Origin of the sequence: Paracidovorax anthurii (assembly GCF_003269065.1) — a bacterium.
Taxonomy (GTDB): Bacteria; Pseudomonadota; Gammaproteobacteria; order Burkholderiales; family Burkholderiaceae_C; genus Paracidovorax; species Paracidovorax anthurii.
On sequence record NZ_QLTA01000044.1, the window covers coordinates 14,183 to 29,754 of the forward strand.

Here is a 15,572-nt window from a genome sequence, read left to right on the forward strand (position 1 = left end):
GCGTTTACGCCCCCCCTCCCAAGCTGTGCACACTTTTTACGGGCGCTTTTCCAGAATGCCTTCCATCGCCCGGCAGGGCTGATGGAGTGCAAACAATGGATATCCTGTGGATTGCCGCGATCGCGGCGTTGTGGGTCGCCATGGCCGAGGCCGTGGTGCTCCTGGGTCGCCACGATGGCCGGCCGCGGGGAGAGACGCGATGATCGGCATCGAAGTGCTCTACGGCTTCGGCGCGATCGTCGCCGTGCTGCTGTTCGCGTACCTGGTGTTCGCGCTGATCTGCGCGGAGGAGTTCTGACATGGATGCCTCCGCCTGGGGCCTGCTGGCCCTGTTCCTGATCGTTCTGGGCGTGCTCGCGTGGCCGCTCGGCAAGGTGCTGGCCGCCGTGTGCGAGGGCCGCCTGCCGGCCTGGATGCACCGCGCCGAGGCGCCCCTCTACCGGCTGGCCGGCGTGCGGCCCGAGGTGGGCATGCACTGGCGCCACTACGCGCTGGCGCTGCTGGCCTTCAATGCGCTCGGCGTGTTCGTGGTCTATGCCCTGCAGCGGCTGCAGGCGCTGCTGCCGCTCAATCCGCAGGGCCTGGCCGCCATATCGCCCGATTCCGCCTTCAACACGGCGGTGAGCTTCGTCTCCAACACCAACTGGCAGGGCTACGTGGGCGAGAGCACGATGGGCTACCTCGTGCAGATGCTCGGGCTGTCGGTGCAGAACTTCTTCTCCGCCGCCACGGGCATCGCGGTGGCGTTCGCGCTCGCCCGGGGCTTCGCGGCCCGCCGCACGGACGGGCAGGGCCACGTGGGCAACTTCTGGGCGGACCTGGTGCGCATCACCGCCTGGGTGCTGGTGCCGCTGTCGTTCGTGCTGGCCCTCTTTTTCGTGGGCCAGGGCGTGATCCAGAACTTCAAGCCCTACCAGGACGTGGCCACGGTGGAGGTGACGGCCTTCCAGGACCCGCAGCTCGACGCGCAGGGCCAGCCCCTGAAGGATGCGTCCGGCAACCCCGTCACCAAGGACGCGAGCACCCACACCCAGACGCTGCCCATGGGGCCGGTGGCCTCGCAGGAGGCGATCAAGATGCTGGGCACCAATGGCGGGGGCTTCTTCAACGCCAACTCGGCGCACCCCTACGAGAACCCGACGCCGCTCGCCAACTTCGCGCAGATGCTGGCGATCTTCCTGATCCCCGCCGCGCTGTGCTTCACCTTTGGGCGCGTGGTGGGCGATCCGCGCCAGGGCGTGGCCATTCTGGCGGCGATGGTGCTGATGTTCGTGGTGGCCGTGATTCCGCTGACGGCCGCCGAGCAGGCCGGCAACCCGGGCCTGGGCGCACTGGGGGTGGACCAGGCCGCCTCGGCCGTGCAGGCCGGCGGCAACATGGAGGGCAAGGAGGTGCGCTTCGGCATCACCGCCTCGTCGCTCTTCGCCGCCATCACCACGGCCGCCTCGTGCGGCGCCGTCAACGGCATGCACGACTCGCTCACGCCCGCGGGCGGGCTGGTGCCCATGGTGCTCATGCAACTGGGCGAGGTGGTCTTCGGCGGCGTGGGGTCGGGGCTCTACGGCATGCTGATCTTCGCGATCCTCGCGGTGTTCATCGCGGGGCTGATGATCGGCCGCACGCCCGAGTACCTGGGCAAGAAGATCGAGGTGCGCGAGATGAAGCTCACCTCGGTGGCCATCCTGGTGACGCCCATCCTCGTGCTGGTGGGCACTGCCGTGGCCGTGAGCGCGGCCGCCGGCCAGGCCGGCATCGCCAACCCGGGCGCGCACGGCTTCTCCGAGATCCTGTACGCGCTCACCTCGGCGGGCAACAACAACGGCAGCGCCTTCGCGGGCCTCTCGGCCAACACGCCCTTCTACAACGTGCTGCTGGCGCTGGCCATGTGGTTCGGCCGCTTCGGCGTGATCGTGCCCGTGCTGGCCATCGCCGGCTCGCTGGCCGCCAAGAAGCGCCTGCCGGCGAGCGTCGGAACCATGCCCACGCACGGCCCGCTGTTCGTGGCGCTGCTGATCTTCACCGTGCTGCTGGTGGGCCTGCTGAACTACGTGCCTGCCCTGGCACTGGGCCCGGTGGTCGAGCACCTGATGCTCTGGGCACGCTAAGCGGGCGAGGAGAACGACATGACAACCCCCCAGACAACGACACCCAAGAATCTTTCGCTGTTCGATGCCGCGCTCGTGCGCCCGGCGCTGTGGCAGGCCTTCGCCAAGCTCAAGCCCAGCGTGCAGTGGCGCAACCCGGTGATGTTCATCGTCTACATCGGCAGCATCTTCACCACGCTGCTGTGGCTGCAGGCCCTGACCACCGCGCAAGACCTGGGCATGCGCCCGGTCTTCATCCTGGCGGTGGCCGTGTGGCTGTGGTTCACGGTGCTGTTCGCCAACTTCGCCGAGGCGCTGGCCGAGGGCCGCAGCAAGGCGCAGGCCGCATCGCTGCGCGGGCTGCGCAAGGACACCTGGGCCAAGAAGCTCGCGGAGCCGCGCCACGGCGCGACCTTCCTGCCCGAGCAGGCCACCAACCTGCGCAAGGGCGACGTGGTGCAGGTGGATGCCGGCGACGTGATCCCGCTCGACGGCGAGGTCATCGAGGGCGTGGCCTCGGTGGACGAGAGCGCCATCACGGGCGAATCGGCGCCCGTGGTGCGTGAGTCGGGCGGCGACTTCTCCGCCGTCACTGGCGGCACGCGCGTGCTCTCCGACTGGATCGTGGTGCGCATCACCGTGAACCCGGGCGAGTCGTTCCTCGACCGCATGATCGGCATGGTCGAGGCCGCCAAGCGCCAGAAGACGCCCAACGAGGTGGCGCTGACCATCCTGCTGGTGGCGCTCACCATCGTGTTCCTCGTGGTCACGGTGACGCTGCTGCCGTTCTCGATCTTCAGCGTCACGGCCTCGGGCGCCGGCATGGCGGTGTCGCTCACGGCGCTGATCGCGCTGCTGGTGTGCCTGATCCCCACCACCATCGGCGGCCTGCTCTCGGCCGTGGGCGTGGCGGGCATGAGCCGCATGATGCAGGCCAACGTGATCGCCACCTCGGGCCGCGCCGTCGAGGCCGCGGGCGATGTGGACGTGCTGCTGCTGGACAAGACCGGCACCATCACCCACGGCAACCGGCAGGCGAGCGCGTTCCTGCCCGCGCCCGGCGTGAACCGTGCGCACCTTGCGCGCGCCGCGCTCATGGCCTCGTTGGCCGACGAGACGCCCGAGGGCCGCAGCATCGTGGAGTTGGCGCGGCGCGAGGGCGTCGAAGCCGAACGCGGCGCTGCCGAGGGCCTCGTGCTGGTGCCCTTCACGGCCCAGACGCGCATGAGCGGTGTGGACCTGCCCGCGCCGGGCGGCGGCGAGCCCGTGGCGCTGCGCAAGGGCGCCGTGCAGGCCCTCGCGCGGCACGTGGAAGCGCTCGGCGGCACCCTGCCGCCGGAGGTGGCGCGCGCCGCCGACGACGTGGCGCGGCGCGGCAGTACGCCGCTGGCCGTGGCCGATGGCGCGCGCGTGCTCGGCGTCGTGGAGTTGAAAGACATCGTCAAGGCAGGCATCAAGGCGCGCTTCGCCGAGCTGCGGCGCATGGGCATCAAGACCGTGATGATCACGGGCGACAACAAGCTCACCGCCGCCGCCATTGCCGCCGAGGCCGGCGTGGACGACTTCCTGGCCGAGGCCACGCCCGAGGACAAGCTGGCCCTCATCCGCCGCTACCAGTCCGAGGGCCGCCTCGTGGCCATGACGGGCGACGGCACCAACGACGCCCCCGCGCTGGCCCAGGCCGACGTGGCCGTGGCCATGGGCAGCGGCACGCAGGCCGCCAAGGAGGCCGGCAACATGGTGGACCTGGACTCCAACCCCACCAAGCTGCTGGAGGTGGTGGAGACCGGCAAGGCGCTGCTCATGACGCGCGGCTCGCTCACCACCTTCTCGATCGCCAACGACGTGGCCAAGTACTTCGCCATCATCCCGGCGATGTTCGTGTCCACCTACCCGCAGCTCGGGGCGCTGAACGTGATGCGGCTGGCCAGCCCGTCCTCGGCCATCCTGTCGGCGGTGATCTTCAACGCGCTCGTCATCGTGTTCCTGATCCCGCTGGCGCTCCAGGGCGTGCGCTACCGCCCCGTGGGAGCCGCGGCCCTGCTGCGCCGCAACCTCGCCATCTACGGCGTGGGCGGCCTCATCGTGCCGTTCATCGGCATCAAGCTCATCGACTGGGCGCTCGTGGCCGTGGGCCTGGTCTGAGCGCGGCATCCGGAGGATCTTTCATGACCACGACCCATTCCACCCACCCCGTCCCCGCGCCTGCGCCGTCCGGCGCTCCGGGCGATGCCGTTCCCGTCGCCGCCAAGGGCCCGCTGCTGCGGCCCGCGCTGGTGCTGTTCGCCCTGATGACGGTGGTCACGGGCGTGCTCTATCCGCTGGCCGTCACGGGCGTGGCGCAGGCCGTCTTTCCCCACCAGGCGGCGGGCAGCCTGGTGCAGGGCCGCGATGGCAAGCCCGTGGGCTCGGAGCTGATCGGCCAGAACTTCACCGACCCCGGCCACTTCTGGGGCCGGCCCTCGGCCACCTCGCCCATGCCCTACAACGCGGGCGCCTCGGGCGGCTCTAACCTGGGGCCCCTCAATCCCGCGCTCGCCGACGCCGTGAAAGCCCGCGTGGAAGCCCTGCGCGCGGCCGACCCCGGCAACACCGCGCCCGTGCCGGTGGATCTGGTCACGGCCTCCGCCAGCGGGCTCGATCCGCACATCAGCCCGGCGGCGGCGCAGTACCAGGCCGCCCGCGTGGCTCGCGCGCGCGGCCTGCCGATCGAGCGCGTGCAGGCGCTGGTCCGCGCGCACACCGACGCGCCTGCCATGCCGTGGCTGGGCGAGACCGGCGTGAACGTGCTGGCGCTGAACCTCGCCCTCGACGCGCTGCGCTGAATCCGGGAGACTGCGGGGCGGGGGGCTCTCCGTGCCCCTGCCGCCCCATCCTTTCCGCCAATCGCCCGTCCTTCTTCCGCCGCATGCCCGACCACCGCCCCGACCCCGACGCCCTCATCGCCCAGATGCGCGCGGAGGAGCAGCGCACCCAGCGCGGCAAGCTGCGCATCTACTTCGGAGCGAACGCCGGCGTGGGCAAGACCTGGTCCATGCTCAGCGCCGCGCAGCGCGAGCGCCAGGCCGGCCGCGACGTGCTCATCGGCGTGGTGGAAACCCATGGCCGCAGCGAGACCGCGGCGCTGCTGGGCGATCTGCCCGTGCTGCCGCTGCGCGCGTTCGACTACCGGGGGCGCGCGCGCACCGAGTTCGACCTCGACGCGGCCCTGCAGCGCCGGCCCGCCGTGCTGCTGGTGGACGAATTGGCGCACTCCAACGCGCCGGGATCGCGCCATGCCAAGCGCTGGCAGGACGTGCAGGAGCTGGTGGCCTCGGGCATCGAGGTCTGGACCGCGCTCAACGTGCAGCACCTGGAGAGCCTCAACGGCACGGTGGGCGCGATCACCGGCGTGCGGGTGCACGAGACCGTGCCCGACACGGTGCTGGACGAGGCCGACGAGGTCATCCTCGTCGATGCCACGCCCGACGAGCTGGCCGCGCGCCTCGCGGCCGGCAAGGTCTACGTGCCCCAGCAGGCCGAGCGCGCGGCGCAGAACTTCTTCCGCAAGGGCAACCTCATCGCGCTGCGCGAGATCGCGCTGCGCCGCACCGCCGAGCATGTCGAGGACGACGTGCGCGGCTGGCGCGTGGAGCAGTCCGGCGGCGGGCACGGCGTGCCGCCCGCGTGGAACACCTCCGGCGCGCTGCTGGCCTGCGTGGGCCCGCACGAGGAAGCCGCCCACACCGTGCGCACGGCCGCGCGGCTGGCGGGGCAGCTCAACGTGCGCTGGCACGCGGCCTATGTGGAAACGCCGCGCCTGCAGCGCCTGCCGGCCCCGCAGCGCGACCGCATCCTGGCGGTGCTGCAACTGGCCGAGGGCCTGGGCGCCGAGACCGCCGTGCTGACCGGCAACGCGGTGGCGCCCGCGCTGGCCGAGCACGCGGACCACCTCAACTGCGCCACCCTCGTGGTGGGCCGCGCGCGCCTGGCCTCCGGCTGGCGGCGATGGTGGCCGGTGCCCGGCACGGCCCAGGCCATCGCCGCCGCGGCGCCGGCCCTGGAGATCGTGGAGGCCGGCCGCCCGGGCAGCAGCCGCCGCCTCGCATCGACGCCCTGGCGCCAGGGCGAAGACCCGGCGGCCGCCACCGCGCACGACGGCGAGGACCAGCAGGTCGCCCGCTGGCCCGGCTACGGCGCGGCCGTGGCGGCCAGCGTCGCGGTCACCCTGCTGACCCTGCCGCTGTCCGGCGTGCTGGAGCTGACCAACATCGTCATGCTCTACCTGCTCGGCGTGGTCGGCGTGGCCATGCGCTTCGGGCGCGGGCCGGCCGCGCTGGCGGCGCTGCTCAACGTGGCGGCCTTCGATTTCGTCTTCGTCTCGCCGCGCCTCTCGTTCGCCGTGAGCGACGTGCAGTACCTCGTCACCTTCGCCGTGATGCTGGGCGTGGGCCTGCTCGTGGGCCAGCTCACGGCGGGACTGCGTTTTTCCGCCGGCGTGTCGGCGGGGCGCGAGCAGCGTACCCGCTCGCTGTTCGAGCTCACGCGCGAGCTGTCGGCTGCCCTGGAGGCCGCGCAGATCGTGGAGATCGCCACGGCGGCGGTGCGCAAGCACTTCGGCGGGCAGGCCGTGGTGCTGCCGCTGGACGACGGCGACCGCCTCGTGCTGCCGCAGCAGCCCCCGGCCGGCTTCGATACGAGCGTGGCCGACTGGACACTGCGCCATGGCCAGAGCGCCGGCCTGGGCACGGCCACGCTGGCGGCGCAGAGCTGGCGCTACGTGCCGCTCACCGCGCCCATGCGCGTGCGCGGGGTGCTCGCCCTGGCGCCCGCGCGCCCGCGCTGGCTGCTCATCCCCGAGCAGGCGCAACAGCTCGAAACCCTTGCGCGGCAGATCGCCATCGCGCTGGAGCGCGTGCACTACGTGGACGTGGCCCAGCGCGCCGTGGTGGACATGGAGTCCGAGCGCCTGCGCAACGCGCTGCTGGGCGCCATTTCGCACGATGTGCGCACGCCGCTCACGGCGCTCATCGCCCTGGCCGAATCCCTGCCCGCGCAGCCGGGCGAGGCCCTGGAGGCCGCCTCCCGCGCCATCATCCAGCAGGCCCACCAGCTCCATGCCCTGGTCAGCAACCTGCTGGACATGGCGCGGCTGGAGAGCGGCATCGCGGGCGGCAGCGTGAGCCTGCGGCGCGACTGGCAGTCGGTGGAGGAGGTCGTCGGCTCGGCCATCCGCGCCGCGCGGCCGGCCCTCGGCACGTGGGAGGTGCGCACCTCGCTGCCGCCGGACCTGCCGCTGGTGGAGTTCGACGCGGTGCTCATCGAGCGCGTGCTGGTGAACCTGCTGGAGAACGCCGCCAAGTACGGCGCGCCGCCCATCGAGTTGGCCGCCTGCGCCTTGCCGGGGAGCCTGCGGCTCACCGTGCGCGACCACGGGCCGGGTCTGCCCCTATCGCTGCGCGGGCGCGAGCACACCCTCTTCGACAAATTCACCCGGGGCCAGGCCGAATCCGCCACGCCCGGCGTCGGCCTCGGCCTGGCGATCTGCAAGGCCGTCGTGCTGGCGCATGGCGGCGACATCGCCGCCGCGAGCGCGGTGCGCGGCCCGGGCGCAGAATTCACCGTCACGCTGCCCCGGCGCGATCCGCCGGCCGCGCCCGAGGCCCTGGAGCCGGCGGATGCCGCGCTCTCCCCGCACCGACCCTTTTCCGCCCTTCCGCCATGACGATGAACCTGCGCACCGCGATCGTGATCGAGGACGAACCCCAGATCCGCCGCTTCGTGCGCGGCGCGCTGGAAGAAGAGGGCTGGCAGGTGCACGAGGCCGCCACGCTGCGCGAGGGGCTCTCGGCCGCGGGCACGCGCCAGCCCGACCTGCTGGTGCTCGATTTGGGTCTGCCCGACGGCGACGGCGTGGGCCTGATCCGCGACGTGCGCAGCTGGTCGGCCGTGCCCATCATCGTGCTCTCGGCCCGGACCGACGAGGCCGACAAGATCGCCGCGCTCGATGCCGGCGCCGACGACTACCTCACCAAGCCCTTCGGCACCGGCGAGCTGCTCGCGCGCGTGCGCGCCAATCTGCGCAGGCCCCGTCCCGCGGCGGGCCAGGGCCTGCAGTCCGAAGCGGCGGAGCCGGTCTTCCGTTTCGGCGACATCGAGGTGGACCGCGCCGCGCGGCTCGTGCGGCGCGCGGGCGCCGTCGTGCACCTCACGCCCACCGAATACCGCATGCTCACGGTGCTCGTGGCCAATGCGGGCCGCGTCATCACGCAGCGGCAGTTGCTGCGCGAGGTCTGGGGCCCGGCGCGCTCGGACCAGAGCCACTACCTGCGCATCTACATGGGCCACCTGCGCCAGAAGCTCGAAGCCGATCCGGCCCAGCCGCGCCACCTGCTCACCGAGACGGGCGTGGGCTACCGGCTGGCCATCTGACGCCGGGGGCGGTCGTTGATGGACGATTGACGCGGCACTCCGGTTTTTTTACGCACTTTTGACGGGCGCCTTCCTAGACTGAAGCCTGCTTCATCACTTGCTTCGGCGTGGCGGCCACCCTCTTGCATCCGGCTGCCGCGCGAAGCCCTACGATCATGCTGCTGCACCGAAGCTTTCTCCGCGAGGAGGAGCCTTTCTCCAACGATCCTTTCGCCCGCCGGTCCGTGCTGCACGCCACCCCCTTCGTGGTGCTGCCGGTCAAGATGGCCAGGGAGCCCGCGCTGCGCGTGCGGCAACGCCTGCACGCTGCGCTGGGAAGCCGGCTGGGCACCTACCGCCTGTCGGTGGACGCAGTGCGGCCGGTCTGCACGGTCTATCTGCACCTGCGGGAGGGCGAGGTCGGCGAATGCATGGACCGGATCATGGCGGCCCTGCCGACGGCGGAGTTCGGCCGCGTGTCCTGCCTGTTGCACGACACGGGCGCCGTGGAGCGCCCGGCGATGCGCGAGGCCTGCCGTGTCCATGGCTGACATGGCCCCGGTGGGGCATGCCCTGGTGGCCGTCCTGGCCCTGTTCGCGCCGCTGGCCGTGGCGTGGTGCATCGTGCGCTGGTGCGGGCGGAAAGCGCCCGGACATCGGCGTGCCCGGCTCGGCCGTGGACCGGATGTCGAGATGGGCGTCTCCGCTGCCAAGGCGGCGCATGAACGGCGGCCTCATTGACGCCAGGCGGGATGGCGTGATTTGCTCCGTTGGCGGACAACGCAACGGGAGCCAGGAAGCATGCCGGCACATCACGCGCTCATCCCCATCCTGGCCACGGCGCTCGCCAGCGGCGCCCACGCTGACAACCGCACCGACACCGCGCCCCTCGATGGCTGGGCGAGCCAGGGCGGCGGCACCACGGGAGGCGCCGCCGCCACGGCCAAGTACATCAGCAAGGTCGGCTTCAGTTCGGCCTCGCAATTGAAAGCCGCACTTGGCGCTGGCGCGGTGCCCCGGACGTGATCCACGCTCTAGCGACTACGTGACGGTATCAAACTTCGGGCTGCACGTTCGCCACCACGAACTGGGCCGTTCCCTATACCGGCTACCCGCTGGATCCCGCCGCCAGCGTCAAGGCCAATATGACGGCCAACGCGGGGCCGGGCAAGCTCACGGTCCATTGAAGGGAAGGGTCGCCAGCGGATTCGCTGGGGCCCGGATGTCTTCGCACGAAACACGCGTCCAGCGCCGCGGGCTCCGCACACTCGGGGGAGGCCTGTCGCCTGCGTCCTGCGGATTTCCCCGGGACTTCTTCTGGAGCATCCATGGTGAAACCCGTTGCGCTATCCCCTCTGTCCACCACGTCCAGTACGCCTTCCTCTTCCGGAAGCGCCAGCGCCGGTCCCGCACTTGCCCGGTGCAGCAGCTCCATGCCTGACAGCGGGGCCCTGTCCCCCCTCAAAAGACGGCCTCCGGGCATCCAAGCCGAAAGCCCGGAAAACGCCCTACCCAAGGAGCATACCCTTGAGTTGCCGGCACGCAGGTCACTCAACGATTTACCAACCAACGCCCTTCGCAACATCGTCAACCGGCTGGCCTCCCAGCCGCGTGACTACGTCCGTGCCCGGACGATGTTGACGGTGATCGAGGCCAACGAAGAGGTCCGCAAAGAGGTGAGGTACAGCAGGCCGATCATCGACGCCAGATCCCGTGCGGTCAAGACGGAGGGGGATCTGCAGCGTGACTGGAAAAGCATCGACAGCCTGATCGAGACGTTCGAGACATTCAATGCCGGGGCGCCGCAAGCCGCCAAAGAATCTGTCGCGGCGCGGCTAGAAAAAGTGGCTTTCTCGAGAATGGAGCCGCTCCCGCCCACGGGGGGGGGGCTGCAGGGCCGGGAAGAAACCAGCAGTGCTCCCCCTCGTGCAACGCTGCAGGACATCAAGCAGAGAATCAATGCATTCCATCAGTTGACTGAAAGACAACGCCATGATTTGGTGACTCGAGTGCTTCACCTGCCGAATGCCGAGGACTATGACGAGATGCGAGAGCTTCTGGCGCAGGAGCTTGCCGAGGAGCCGCGAAAAGAGCAGATAAAGTGGTCGGAGCAGATCTGGAGTCAAGATAAAAGCATCCGAAAGGCGAAGCAGGAGCTGTACAAGTCCACGGTTTCCGAGCTGGCGAATGCCCATGTTCGCGACCTGTTAGGAGCCGAGGCGCGGATCGCCGAAGACTTTCCCCACCTCTTCGTGGAGTCCAGAAACGCGGTTTTCAAGGGCATTATGGGCGCCCGGGACGATCTGGCGCGACTCCGCGGCATCAATGCCATGGCGGGCCACGTCGATGTGCTGGACCCTGCGCAAAAGGCCAGCCTGTTCAAGGCCGTCAAGCATGCGGTGGCGCGCGGTCGCTTCTCCGACGTGCAGTTAACACTCGAAAAGATGGCGCTGCATCTGAGCGAGTTCTCCGTGGCAGATCAGGAAAATTTCGTCCAGTTGGTATTGAAAGACCCCGCCGTCAAGCAGAAACTCCCCCTGATGGGCAGGCTCCTGAGCGGTAGCGACAAGCGCGTTCCAGGTAGCGTGTCCGCCAGCCTCCTGAATGCCCTGGAGCTGCGTTCCGGCGATCGGAAACGCCCGGCTGCTCTGAGCCAGGCGATACGGGAGGGGGCCGGGTTTCCGCACCTCGATGTCGGGCAGCGCAATCGGCTGGTCCGTATGGCCCATGCCGACATGAAGGTTGCCGACGCCTCCGAGGAGCTGTTGGGCGCACTCTCCTCTCGCTTCGAGCATCTGGACCGCGACCAGTGCCAGGCGGTGCTCGCCATCGTGCAGGGCGTTAGCCCCCGGGAGGCAGCCATGAATGCATCCCTCATCCTTGCTCAGGACGGGGTGCCGCTGTCGCCAACGGAAAGCGCCGCGCTCGTCAAGAAGCTGCACTACCCCGGGATGAACGAGCCGACCATCAAAGTCATGGAGGCTCCGGGCTTTGCCAAGCTGTCGGAGGAGCACCGGCAGGCCCTCATCGATTTCATGGAAATCAAGTCACCAACGGGAATGTGGAGCGAGGGTTGGTCAAATCTGCCGAGAGAATCCCTCAAGGCCTTGGCGCATGGCATGTCCCACATGGATGCAGAGAACCTCCGGAAACTGGTCGACTCCCTGCCTGTCCGCATTCAGGAAGAGCTCGTGGCCGCATTCCTATCCAATCTCGAAAAGAGCAGCCTGTGGGGAGGATGGGAAGCCCAGGCGCGGTTGACGCAGGGCTTTGCGCATTTCGAGCAGGCTACTTCTCACGGCAGCGTGCGCGAAGCCATCAAGAAAGCGCAAGAAGAGATCCAGGCAAGGTACGCCTAAACCTGCTCGCCTGGCGCGCGAGAGGCTGGGGACCGGCTTTTTTCGAGGGAGTAAACCAGGATGCAGCCTCTTGGCGGTGTTCTCCCCGCCTGGGCCCGATCCTGTTTTACCCCGCTTCGTCGATACGAACGCCGGCCGCGTGGGCCTGCTGGTCCGCGTGGTAGCTCGACCGCACCATGGCGCCCACTGCCGCGTGGGTGAAGCCCATCCTGTAGGCCTCTTCCTCGTACATCTTGAAAGTGTCGGGGTGCACGTAGCGGCGCACGGGAAGGTGGCTGTTGGAGGGCGCGAGGTACTGGCCGATGGTCAGCATGTCGATGTCGTGCGCGCGCATGTCGCGCATCACCTGCAGGATCTCCTCGTCGGTCTCGCCCAGGCCCACCATGATGCCGCTCTTGGTGGGCACCTGGGGGTGCAGTGCCTTGAACTTCTTGAGCAGGTTCAGGCTGAACTGGTAGTCGGAGCCCGGGCGCGCTTCCTTGTAGAGGCGCGGCGCGGTCTCCAGGTTGTGGTTCATCACGTCGGGTGGCGCGGCCTTGAGGATCTCCAGCGCCCGGTCGTCGCGGCCGCGGAAGTCGGGCACGAGGATCTCGATCTGCGTCTGCGGCGAGAGCGCGCGGATGTTCTGGATGCACTCCACGAAATGCCCGCTGCCGCCATCGCGCAGGTCGTCGCGGTCCACGCTGGTGATCACCACGTACTTGAGCCGGAGCGCCGCGATGGTGCGCGCGAGATTCAGCGGCTCGTCCTTGTCGAGCGGGTCGGGGCGGCCATGGCCCACATCGCAGAACGGGCAGCGGCGCGTGCACTTGTCGCCCATGATCATGAACGTGGCCGTGCCCTTGCCGAAGCACTCGCCGATGTTGGGGCACGAGGCCTCTTCGCACACCGTGTGCAGCTTGTGCTCGCGCAGGATCTCCTTGATCTCGTAGAAGCGCGTGGTGGGCGAGCCGGCCTTCACGCGGATCCACTCGGGCTTCTTGAGCACTTCGCCCTGTTCGACCTTGATCGGGATGCGCGAGAGCTTCGCTGCCGCCTTCTGCTTGGCGAGCGGGTTGTAGGCGACGGTGGACTGCGCTTCGCGCACGACTTCTGGAGTGCTCATGGCTGGTGTGAGGTCAGGGCGCGAGGCGAATGGCCAGTTGGCGGGCCAGCACGGAGGCGGCTTCGTCCCAGGTGGTGTGGACGCCGATTGTAGAAAGATCGACGGTCGGCAGGCCTGCGTAGCCGCAAGGGTTGATGCGCGAGAAGGGTTCGAGGTCCATGTCCACGTTCAGCGCCACCCCGTGGTAGGTGCAGTGGCGCGTCACCTTGATGCCCAGCGCGGCGATCTTGCCCAGGCCGGCGAAGTCCGGTGCCAAGGGGGGCGATTCGCCCTCGACCCGTCGGCGCTGCGGCAGCGCCGCATGGCCGCCCGGGTCGTCCAGCCGGACGTAGATGCCGGGCGCGCCCGCCACCCGGTGGCCCGTGACGCCGAAGTGCGCCAGGGTGCGTATCGCGGCCTCTTCGACGCGGTACACGTATTCCTTTACGTAGTAGCCCGCGCGGCGCAGGTCCACGAGCGGGTAGGCCACCACCTGCCCCGGGCCGTGGTAGGTCACCTGTCCCCCGCGGTTGGTGGCCACGACGGGAATGTCGCCCGGGGCGAGGACATGGTCCGGCTTGCCGGCGAGCCCCTGGGTGTAGTGGGGGAGGTGCTCGCAAATCCACAGCGCATCGGCCATGTCCGCCGTCCGCCGTTCGGTGAATTCCTGCATGGCCCGCACCGTGTCGCGGTAATCCACCCGGCCCAAGAACTGCACCTGCATGGCGGGTTCTTTCACACCTTCTCAGAGCACGACCTTGACCATCGGGTGCGAGGACAGGGCGCGGTACAGGTCGTCGAGCTGTTCCCGGCTCGTGGCCGTCACGGTCAGGGTGACGCCCAGGTAGTTGCCTTCGCGGCTGTCGCGCAGTTCGATGGAGGAGGCGTCGAACGCGGGGTCGAACCGGCGAGCGACTTCCGTGAGCGCGTGCACGAAACCGTCCGCCTTGCGGCCCATGACCTTGATGGGAAAGCGCGAGGGATATTCGATGAGCGAATCCTTGCGCGGATCGCCGTCGGCTCCGATGACGGGAGGGAGGGAGGGGGGCTGGGTCATGCGGTGGATTGTCTGCGATGCGCTGCCGTGCGCACGCACCATGTCGGCGTGCGGCCCGGTCCGCGTTCACCGGCGCGGAGCGCGGCGGCGCACCGCTTTTGCACATGCGTGCCAGGGCATTGCTGGATGCAACGGGTTTTTACTTATAATCAGCGGCTTTGTGAGAAGTTTCAGACCGTAAACGGGGCGTTATCGAACGATGAAAACAGTCGTCCCGGACACTGAAACTGAGGCCGAAGATCCTGGCTTCAAGCCCCTCTCCGCCGCTGAGGCGCAAGAGTGGCGGAGGCGCCATCCACGGGTGTCCGTATGGCGCATCGTCGCGAGCCAGGTGTTGGTCGGATTCCTGTCGGCCCTCGTGGCGTGGTGGGTGTCCGGGAAATCCCATGTCGCCTGGTCTGCGGGATATGGCGCGCTGGCGGTGGTGATCCCCGCGGCGCTCTTTGCCCGGGGCATGGCGCGCGAAAGGGCTTCTGCGGGAGCTGCGCTGGCGGGTCTCTTCGGCTGGGAGCTGGTCAAGATTGCGTTGACCGTCGCCATGCTGGCGGCGGCGCCCCGGCTGGTGCCGGGATTGAGCTGGCTGGCTTTGCTCGCCGGCATGGTGGTGACGATGAAAACGTACTGGATCGCACTCATGGTGCGGCCCGGTGTCCGCAAACCGATTGATTGAGAGAAGAGTTGTCCGATGGCCGCAGAAGCGCACGCCCCGACTGCCAGTGAATACATCGTTCACCACTTGCAGCATCTCCAGAACATCAAGCAGAAGTCCATCGTCGATTTCTCCGTGGTCAACATTGACTCGGTGGTGGTCGGTTTGGTTCTCGGTTTTCTGGCTCTTTTCGTCTTCTGGCGCGCCGCGCGCACGGCCACGTCCGGCGTCCCCGGCCGGTTCCAGGCCGCGGTCGAGATCCTCGTCGAGATGGTGGACAACCAGGCCAAGGCCAACATCCACAACGCCGAGAGCCGCAAGTTCATCGCTCCCCTGGCCCTCACGGTGTTCGTGTGGATCTTCCTCATGAACGCGATGGACATGCTTCCCGTCGATCTGCTGCCCGCCATCTGGGCGCAGATCTACGGCGCGGCCGGCCATGATCCGCACCACGCCTACCTGCGCGTCGTGCCCACGGCCGATCTGTCCACCACGCTGGGCCTGTCAACGGCCGTGCTCATCCTCTGCTTCTATTACAGCGTCAAGATCAAGGGCGTGGGCGGCTGGGCGCACGAGCTGGTCACGGCGCCGTTCGGCACGAGCAAGAATCCCGTCTTCGCCCTGATCCTGGGTGTGATCAATCTGCTGATGCAGATCATCGAATACGTTGCCAAGACCGTGTCGCATGGCATGCGGCTGTTTGGCAATATGTACGCTGGTGAGTTGGTGTTCATGCTGATCGCCCTGATGGGCGGCGCGGCAGCCATGTCGCTTTCCGGTGTGTTGCTCCCCGTGGGGCACATCATTGCAGGCTCGATCTGGGCGATCTTCCACATCCTGGTGATCACCCTGCAAGCCTTCATTTTCATGATGCTGGCGCTGATCTACCTCGGCCAGGCACATGAAGCTCACTGAGCCTTCCCTTTCGTTTCTTTTCAACCTTTCCTTC

Annotated in this window: 15 protein-coding genes; 12 read left to right on the forward strand and 3 right to left on the reverse strand. The window is 68.7% G+C overall.

Features of this window, described 5'->3' with window-relative positions:
- Positions 1-199 precede the first annotated feature (199 nt).
- From kdpF to AX018_RS18415, 10 genes are all read left to right on the forward strand, one after another.
- The gene (gene kdpF, locus AX018_RS18375; protein WP_092957575.1) at positions 200-298 is read left to right on the forward strand and encodes a K(+)-transporting ATPase subunit F; all 99 of its coding nucleotides are present in this window, start codon (positions 200-202) and stop codon (positions 296-298) included.
- A gap of 1 nt (position 299) precedes the next feature.
- Positions 300-2,105: a potassium-transporting ATPase subunit KdpA gene (gene kdpA / locus AX018_RS18380; RefSeq protein ID WP_111880238.1), complete on the forward strand. Its 1,806-nt coding sequence runs from the start codon at positions 300-302 to the stop codon at positions 2,103-2,105.
- 18 nt (positions 2,106-2,123) lie between these two features.
- Positions 2,124-4,229 carry a potassium-transporting ATPase subunit KdpB gene (gene kdpB, locus AX018_RS18385; RefSeq protein WP_111880241.1) on the forward strand — a complete coding sequence of 702 codons (2,106 nt, stop codon included), beginning with the start codon at positions 2,124-2,126 and terminating at the stop codon, positions 4,227-4,229.
- Positions 4,230-4,252: 23 nt separating this feature from the next.
- Entirely contained in the window at positions 4,253-4,909 is a 657-nt protein-coding gene (kdpC, locus tag AX018_RS18390; RefSeq protein ID WP_111880243.1) for a potassium-transporting ATPase subunit KdpC, read from the forward strand.
- Between the two features lie 83 nt (positions 4,910-4,992).
- A complete protein-coding gene (locus AX018_RS18395) occupies positions 4,993-7,788 on the forward strand; it encodes a DUF4118 domain-containing protein (protein WP_111880246.1) in 2,796 nt (931 codons plus the stop codon).
- Positions 7,785-8,495: a two-component system response regulator KdpE gene (kdpE, locus tag AX018_RS18400; protein WP_415842080.1), complete on the forward strand. Its 711-nt coding sequence runs from the start codon at positions 7,785-7,787 to the stop codon at positions 8,493-8,495. Before AX018_RS18395 ends, kdpE begins: the two co-directional genes overlap by 4 nt.
- 155 nt (positions 8,496-8,650) lie before the next feature.
- The gene (locus AX018_RS18405) at positions 8,651-9,025 is read left to right on the forward strand and encodes a hypothetical protein (RefSeq protein ID WP_245951678.1); all 375 of its coding nucleotides are present in this window, start codon (positions 8,651-8,653) and stop codon (positions 9,023-9,025) included.
- Positions 9,018-9,215: a hypothetical protein gene (locus AX018_RS24915; RefSeq protein WP_146749361.1), complete on the forward strand. Its 198-nt coding sequence runs from the start codon at positions 9,018-9,020 to the stop codon at positions 9,213-9,215. Before AX018_RS18405 ends, AX018_RS24915 begins: the two co-directional genes overlap by 8 nt.
- Positions 9,216-9,275: 60 nt before the next feature.
- Positions 9,276-9,500 (forward strand): hypothetical protein, encoded by a 225-nt coding sequence (locus AX018_RS18410; protein WP_111880251.1) that lies wholly within the window; start codon positions 9,276-9,278, stop codon positions 9,498-9,500.
- 302 nt (positions 9,501-9,802) lie between these two features.
- Positions 9,803-11,833: a hypothetical protein gene (locus tag AX018_RS18415; protein WP_146749362.1), complete on the forward strand. Its 2,031-nt coding sequence runs from the start codon at positions 9,803-9,805 to the stop codon at positions 11,831-11,833.
- Between the two features lie 106 nt (positions 11,834-11,939).
- On the opposite strand, the gene lipA is transcribed toward AX018_RS18415, so the two are convergent.
- Genes lipA through AX018_RS18430 form a run of 3 tightly spaced genes read right to left on the reverse strand, consistent with a single transcriptional unit; the run spans position 11,940 to position 13,974 of the window.
- Entirely contained in the window at positions 11,940-12,938 is a 999-nt protein-coding gene (gene lipA / locus AX018_RS18420; protein ID WP_111880255.1) for a lipoyl synthase, read from the reverse strand.
- Between the two features lie 13 nt (positions 12,939-12,951).
- Positions 12,952-13,641, reverse strand: a complete 690-nt coding sequence (lipB, locus tag AX018_RS18425; RefSeq protein WP_111880257.1) for a lipoyl(octanoyl) transferase LipB — start codon at positions 13,639-13,641, stop codon at positions 12,952-12,954.
- 21 nt (positions 13,642-13,662) lie between these two features.
- Complete coding sequence (locus AX018_RS18430) at positions 13,663-13,974, reverse strand: YbeD family protein (protein WP_111880260.1); 312 nt, start codon at positions 13,972-13,974, stop codon at positions 13,663-13,665.
- 199 nt (positions 13,975-14,173) lie between these two features.
- On the opposite strand from AX018_RS18430, the gene AX018_RS18435 reads away from it, so the two are divergent.
- A complete protein-coding gene (locus AX018_RS18435) occupies positions 14,174-14,644 on the forward strand; it encodes an ATP synthase subunit I (protein WP_111880263.1) in 471 nt (156 codons plus the stop codon).
- 15 nt (positions 14,645-14,659) lie between these two features.
- Positions 14,660-15,538 (forward strand): F0F1 ATP synthase subunit A, encoded by an 879-nt coding sequence (gene atpB, locus AX018_RS18440; protein ID WP_111880265.1) that lies wholly within the window; start codon positions 14,660-14,662, stop codon positions 15,536-15,538.
- The last annotated feature ends 34 nt before the right edge of the window (positions 15,539-15,572 follow it).

What these genes read in the sequence shown, in the direction of transcription:
- kdpF (WP_092957575.1), top strand. Translation starts at nt 200, where the DNA reads ATGATCGGCATCGAAGTGCTCTACGGCTTCGGCGCGATCGTCGCCGTG.
- kdpA (WP_111880238.1), top strand. Translation starts at nt 300, where the DNA reads ATGGATGCCTCCGCCTGGGGCCTGCTGGCCCTGTTCCTGATCGTTCTG.
- kdpB (WP_111880241.1), top strand. Translation starts at nt 2,124, where the DNA reads ATGACAACCCCCCAGACAACGACACCCAAGAATCTTTCGCTGTTCGAT.
- kdpC (WP_111880243.1), top strand. Translation starts at nt 4,253, where the DNA reads ATGACCACGACCCATTCCACCCACCCCGTCCCCGCGCCTGCGCCGTCC.
- AX018_RS18395 (WP_111880246.1), top strand. Translation starts at nt 4,993, where the DNA reads ATGCCCGACCACCGCCCCGACCCCGACGCCCTCATCGCCCAGATGCGC.
- kdpE (WP_415842080.1), top strand. Translation starts at nt 7,785, where the DNA reads ATGACGATGAACCTGCGCACCGCGATCGTGATCGAGGACGAACCCCAG.
- AX018_RS18405 (WP_245951678.1), top strand. Translation starts at nt 8,651, where the DNA reads ATGCTGCTGCACCGAAGCTTTCTCCGCGAGGAGGAGCCTTTCTCCAAC.
- AX018_RS24915 (WP_146749361.1), top strand. Translation starts at nt 9,018, where the DNA reads ATGGCTGACATGGCCCCGGTGGGGCATGCCCTGGTGGCCGTCCTGGCC.
- AX018_RS18410 (WP_111880251.1), top strand. Translation starts at nt 9,276, where the DNA reads ATGCCGGCACATCACGCGCTCATCCCCATCCTGGCCACGGCGCTCGCC.
- AX018_RS18415 (WP_146749362.1), top strand. Translation starts at nt 9,803, where the DNA reads ATGGTGAAACCCGTTGCGCTATCCCCTCTGTCCACCACGTCCAGTACG.
- lipA (WP_111880255.1), bottom strand. Translation starts at nt 12,938, where the DNA reads ATGAGCACTCCAGAAGTCGTGCGCGAAGCGCAGTCCACCGTCGCCTAC.
- lipB (WP_111880257.1), bottom strand. Translation starts at nt 13,641, where the DNA reads ATGCAGGTGCAGTTCTTGGGCCGGGTGGATTACCGCGACACGGTGCGG.
- AX018_RS18430 (WP_111880260.1), bottom strand. Translation starts at nt 13,974, where the DNA reads ATGACCCAGCCCCCCTCCCTCCCTCCCGTCATCGGAGCCGACGGCGAT.
- AX018_RS18435 (WP_111880263.1), top strand. Translation starts at nt 14,174, where the DNA reads ATGAAAACAGTCGTCCCGGACACTGAAACTGAGGCCGAAGATCCTGGC.
- atpB (WP_111880265.1), top strand. Translation starts at nt 14,660, where the DNA reads ATGGCCGCAGAAGCGCACGCCCCGACTGCCAGTGAATACATCGTTCAC.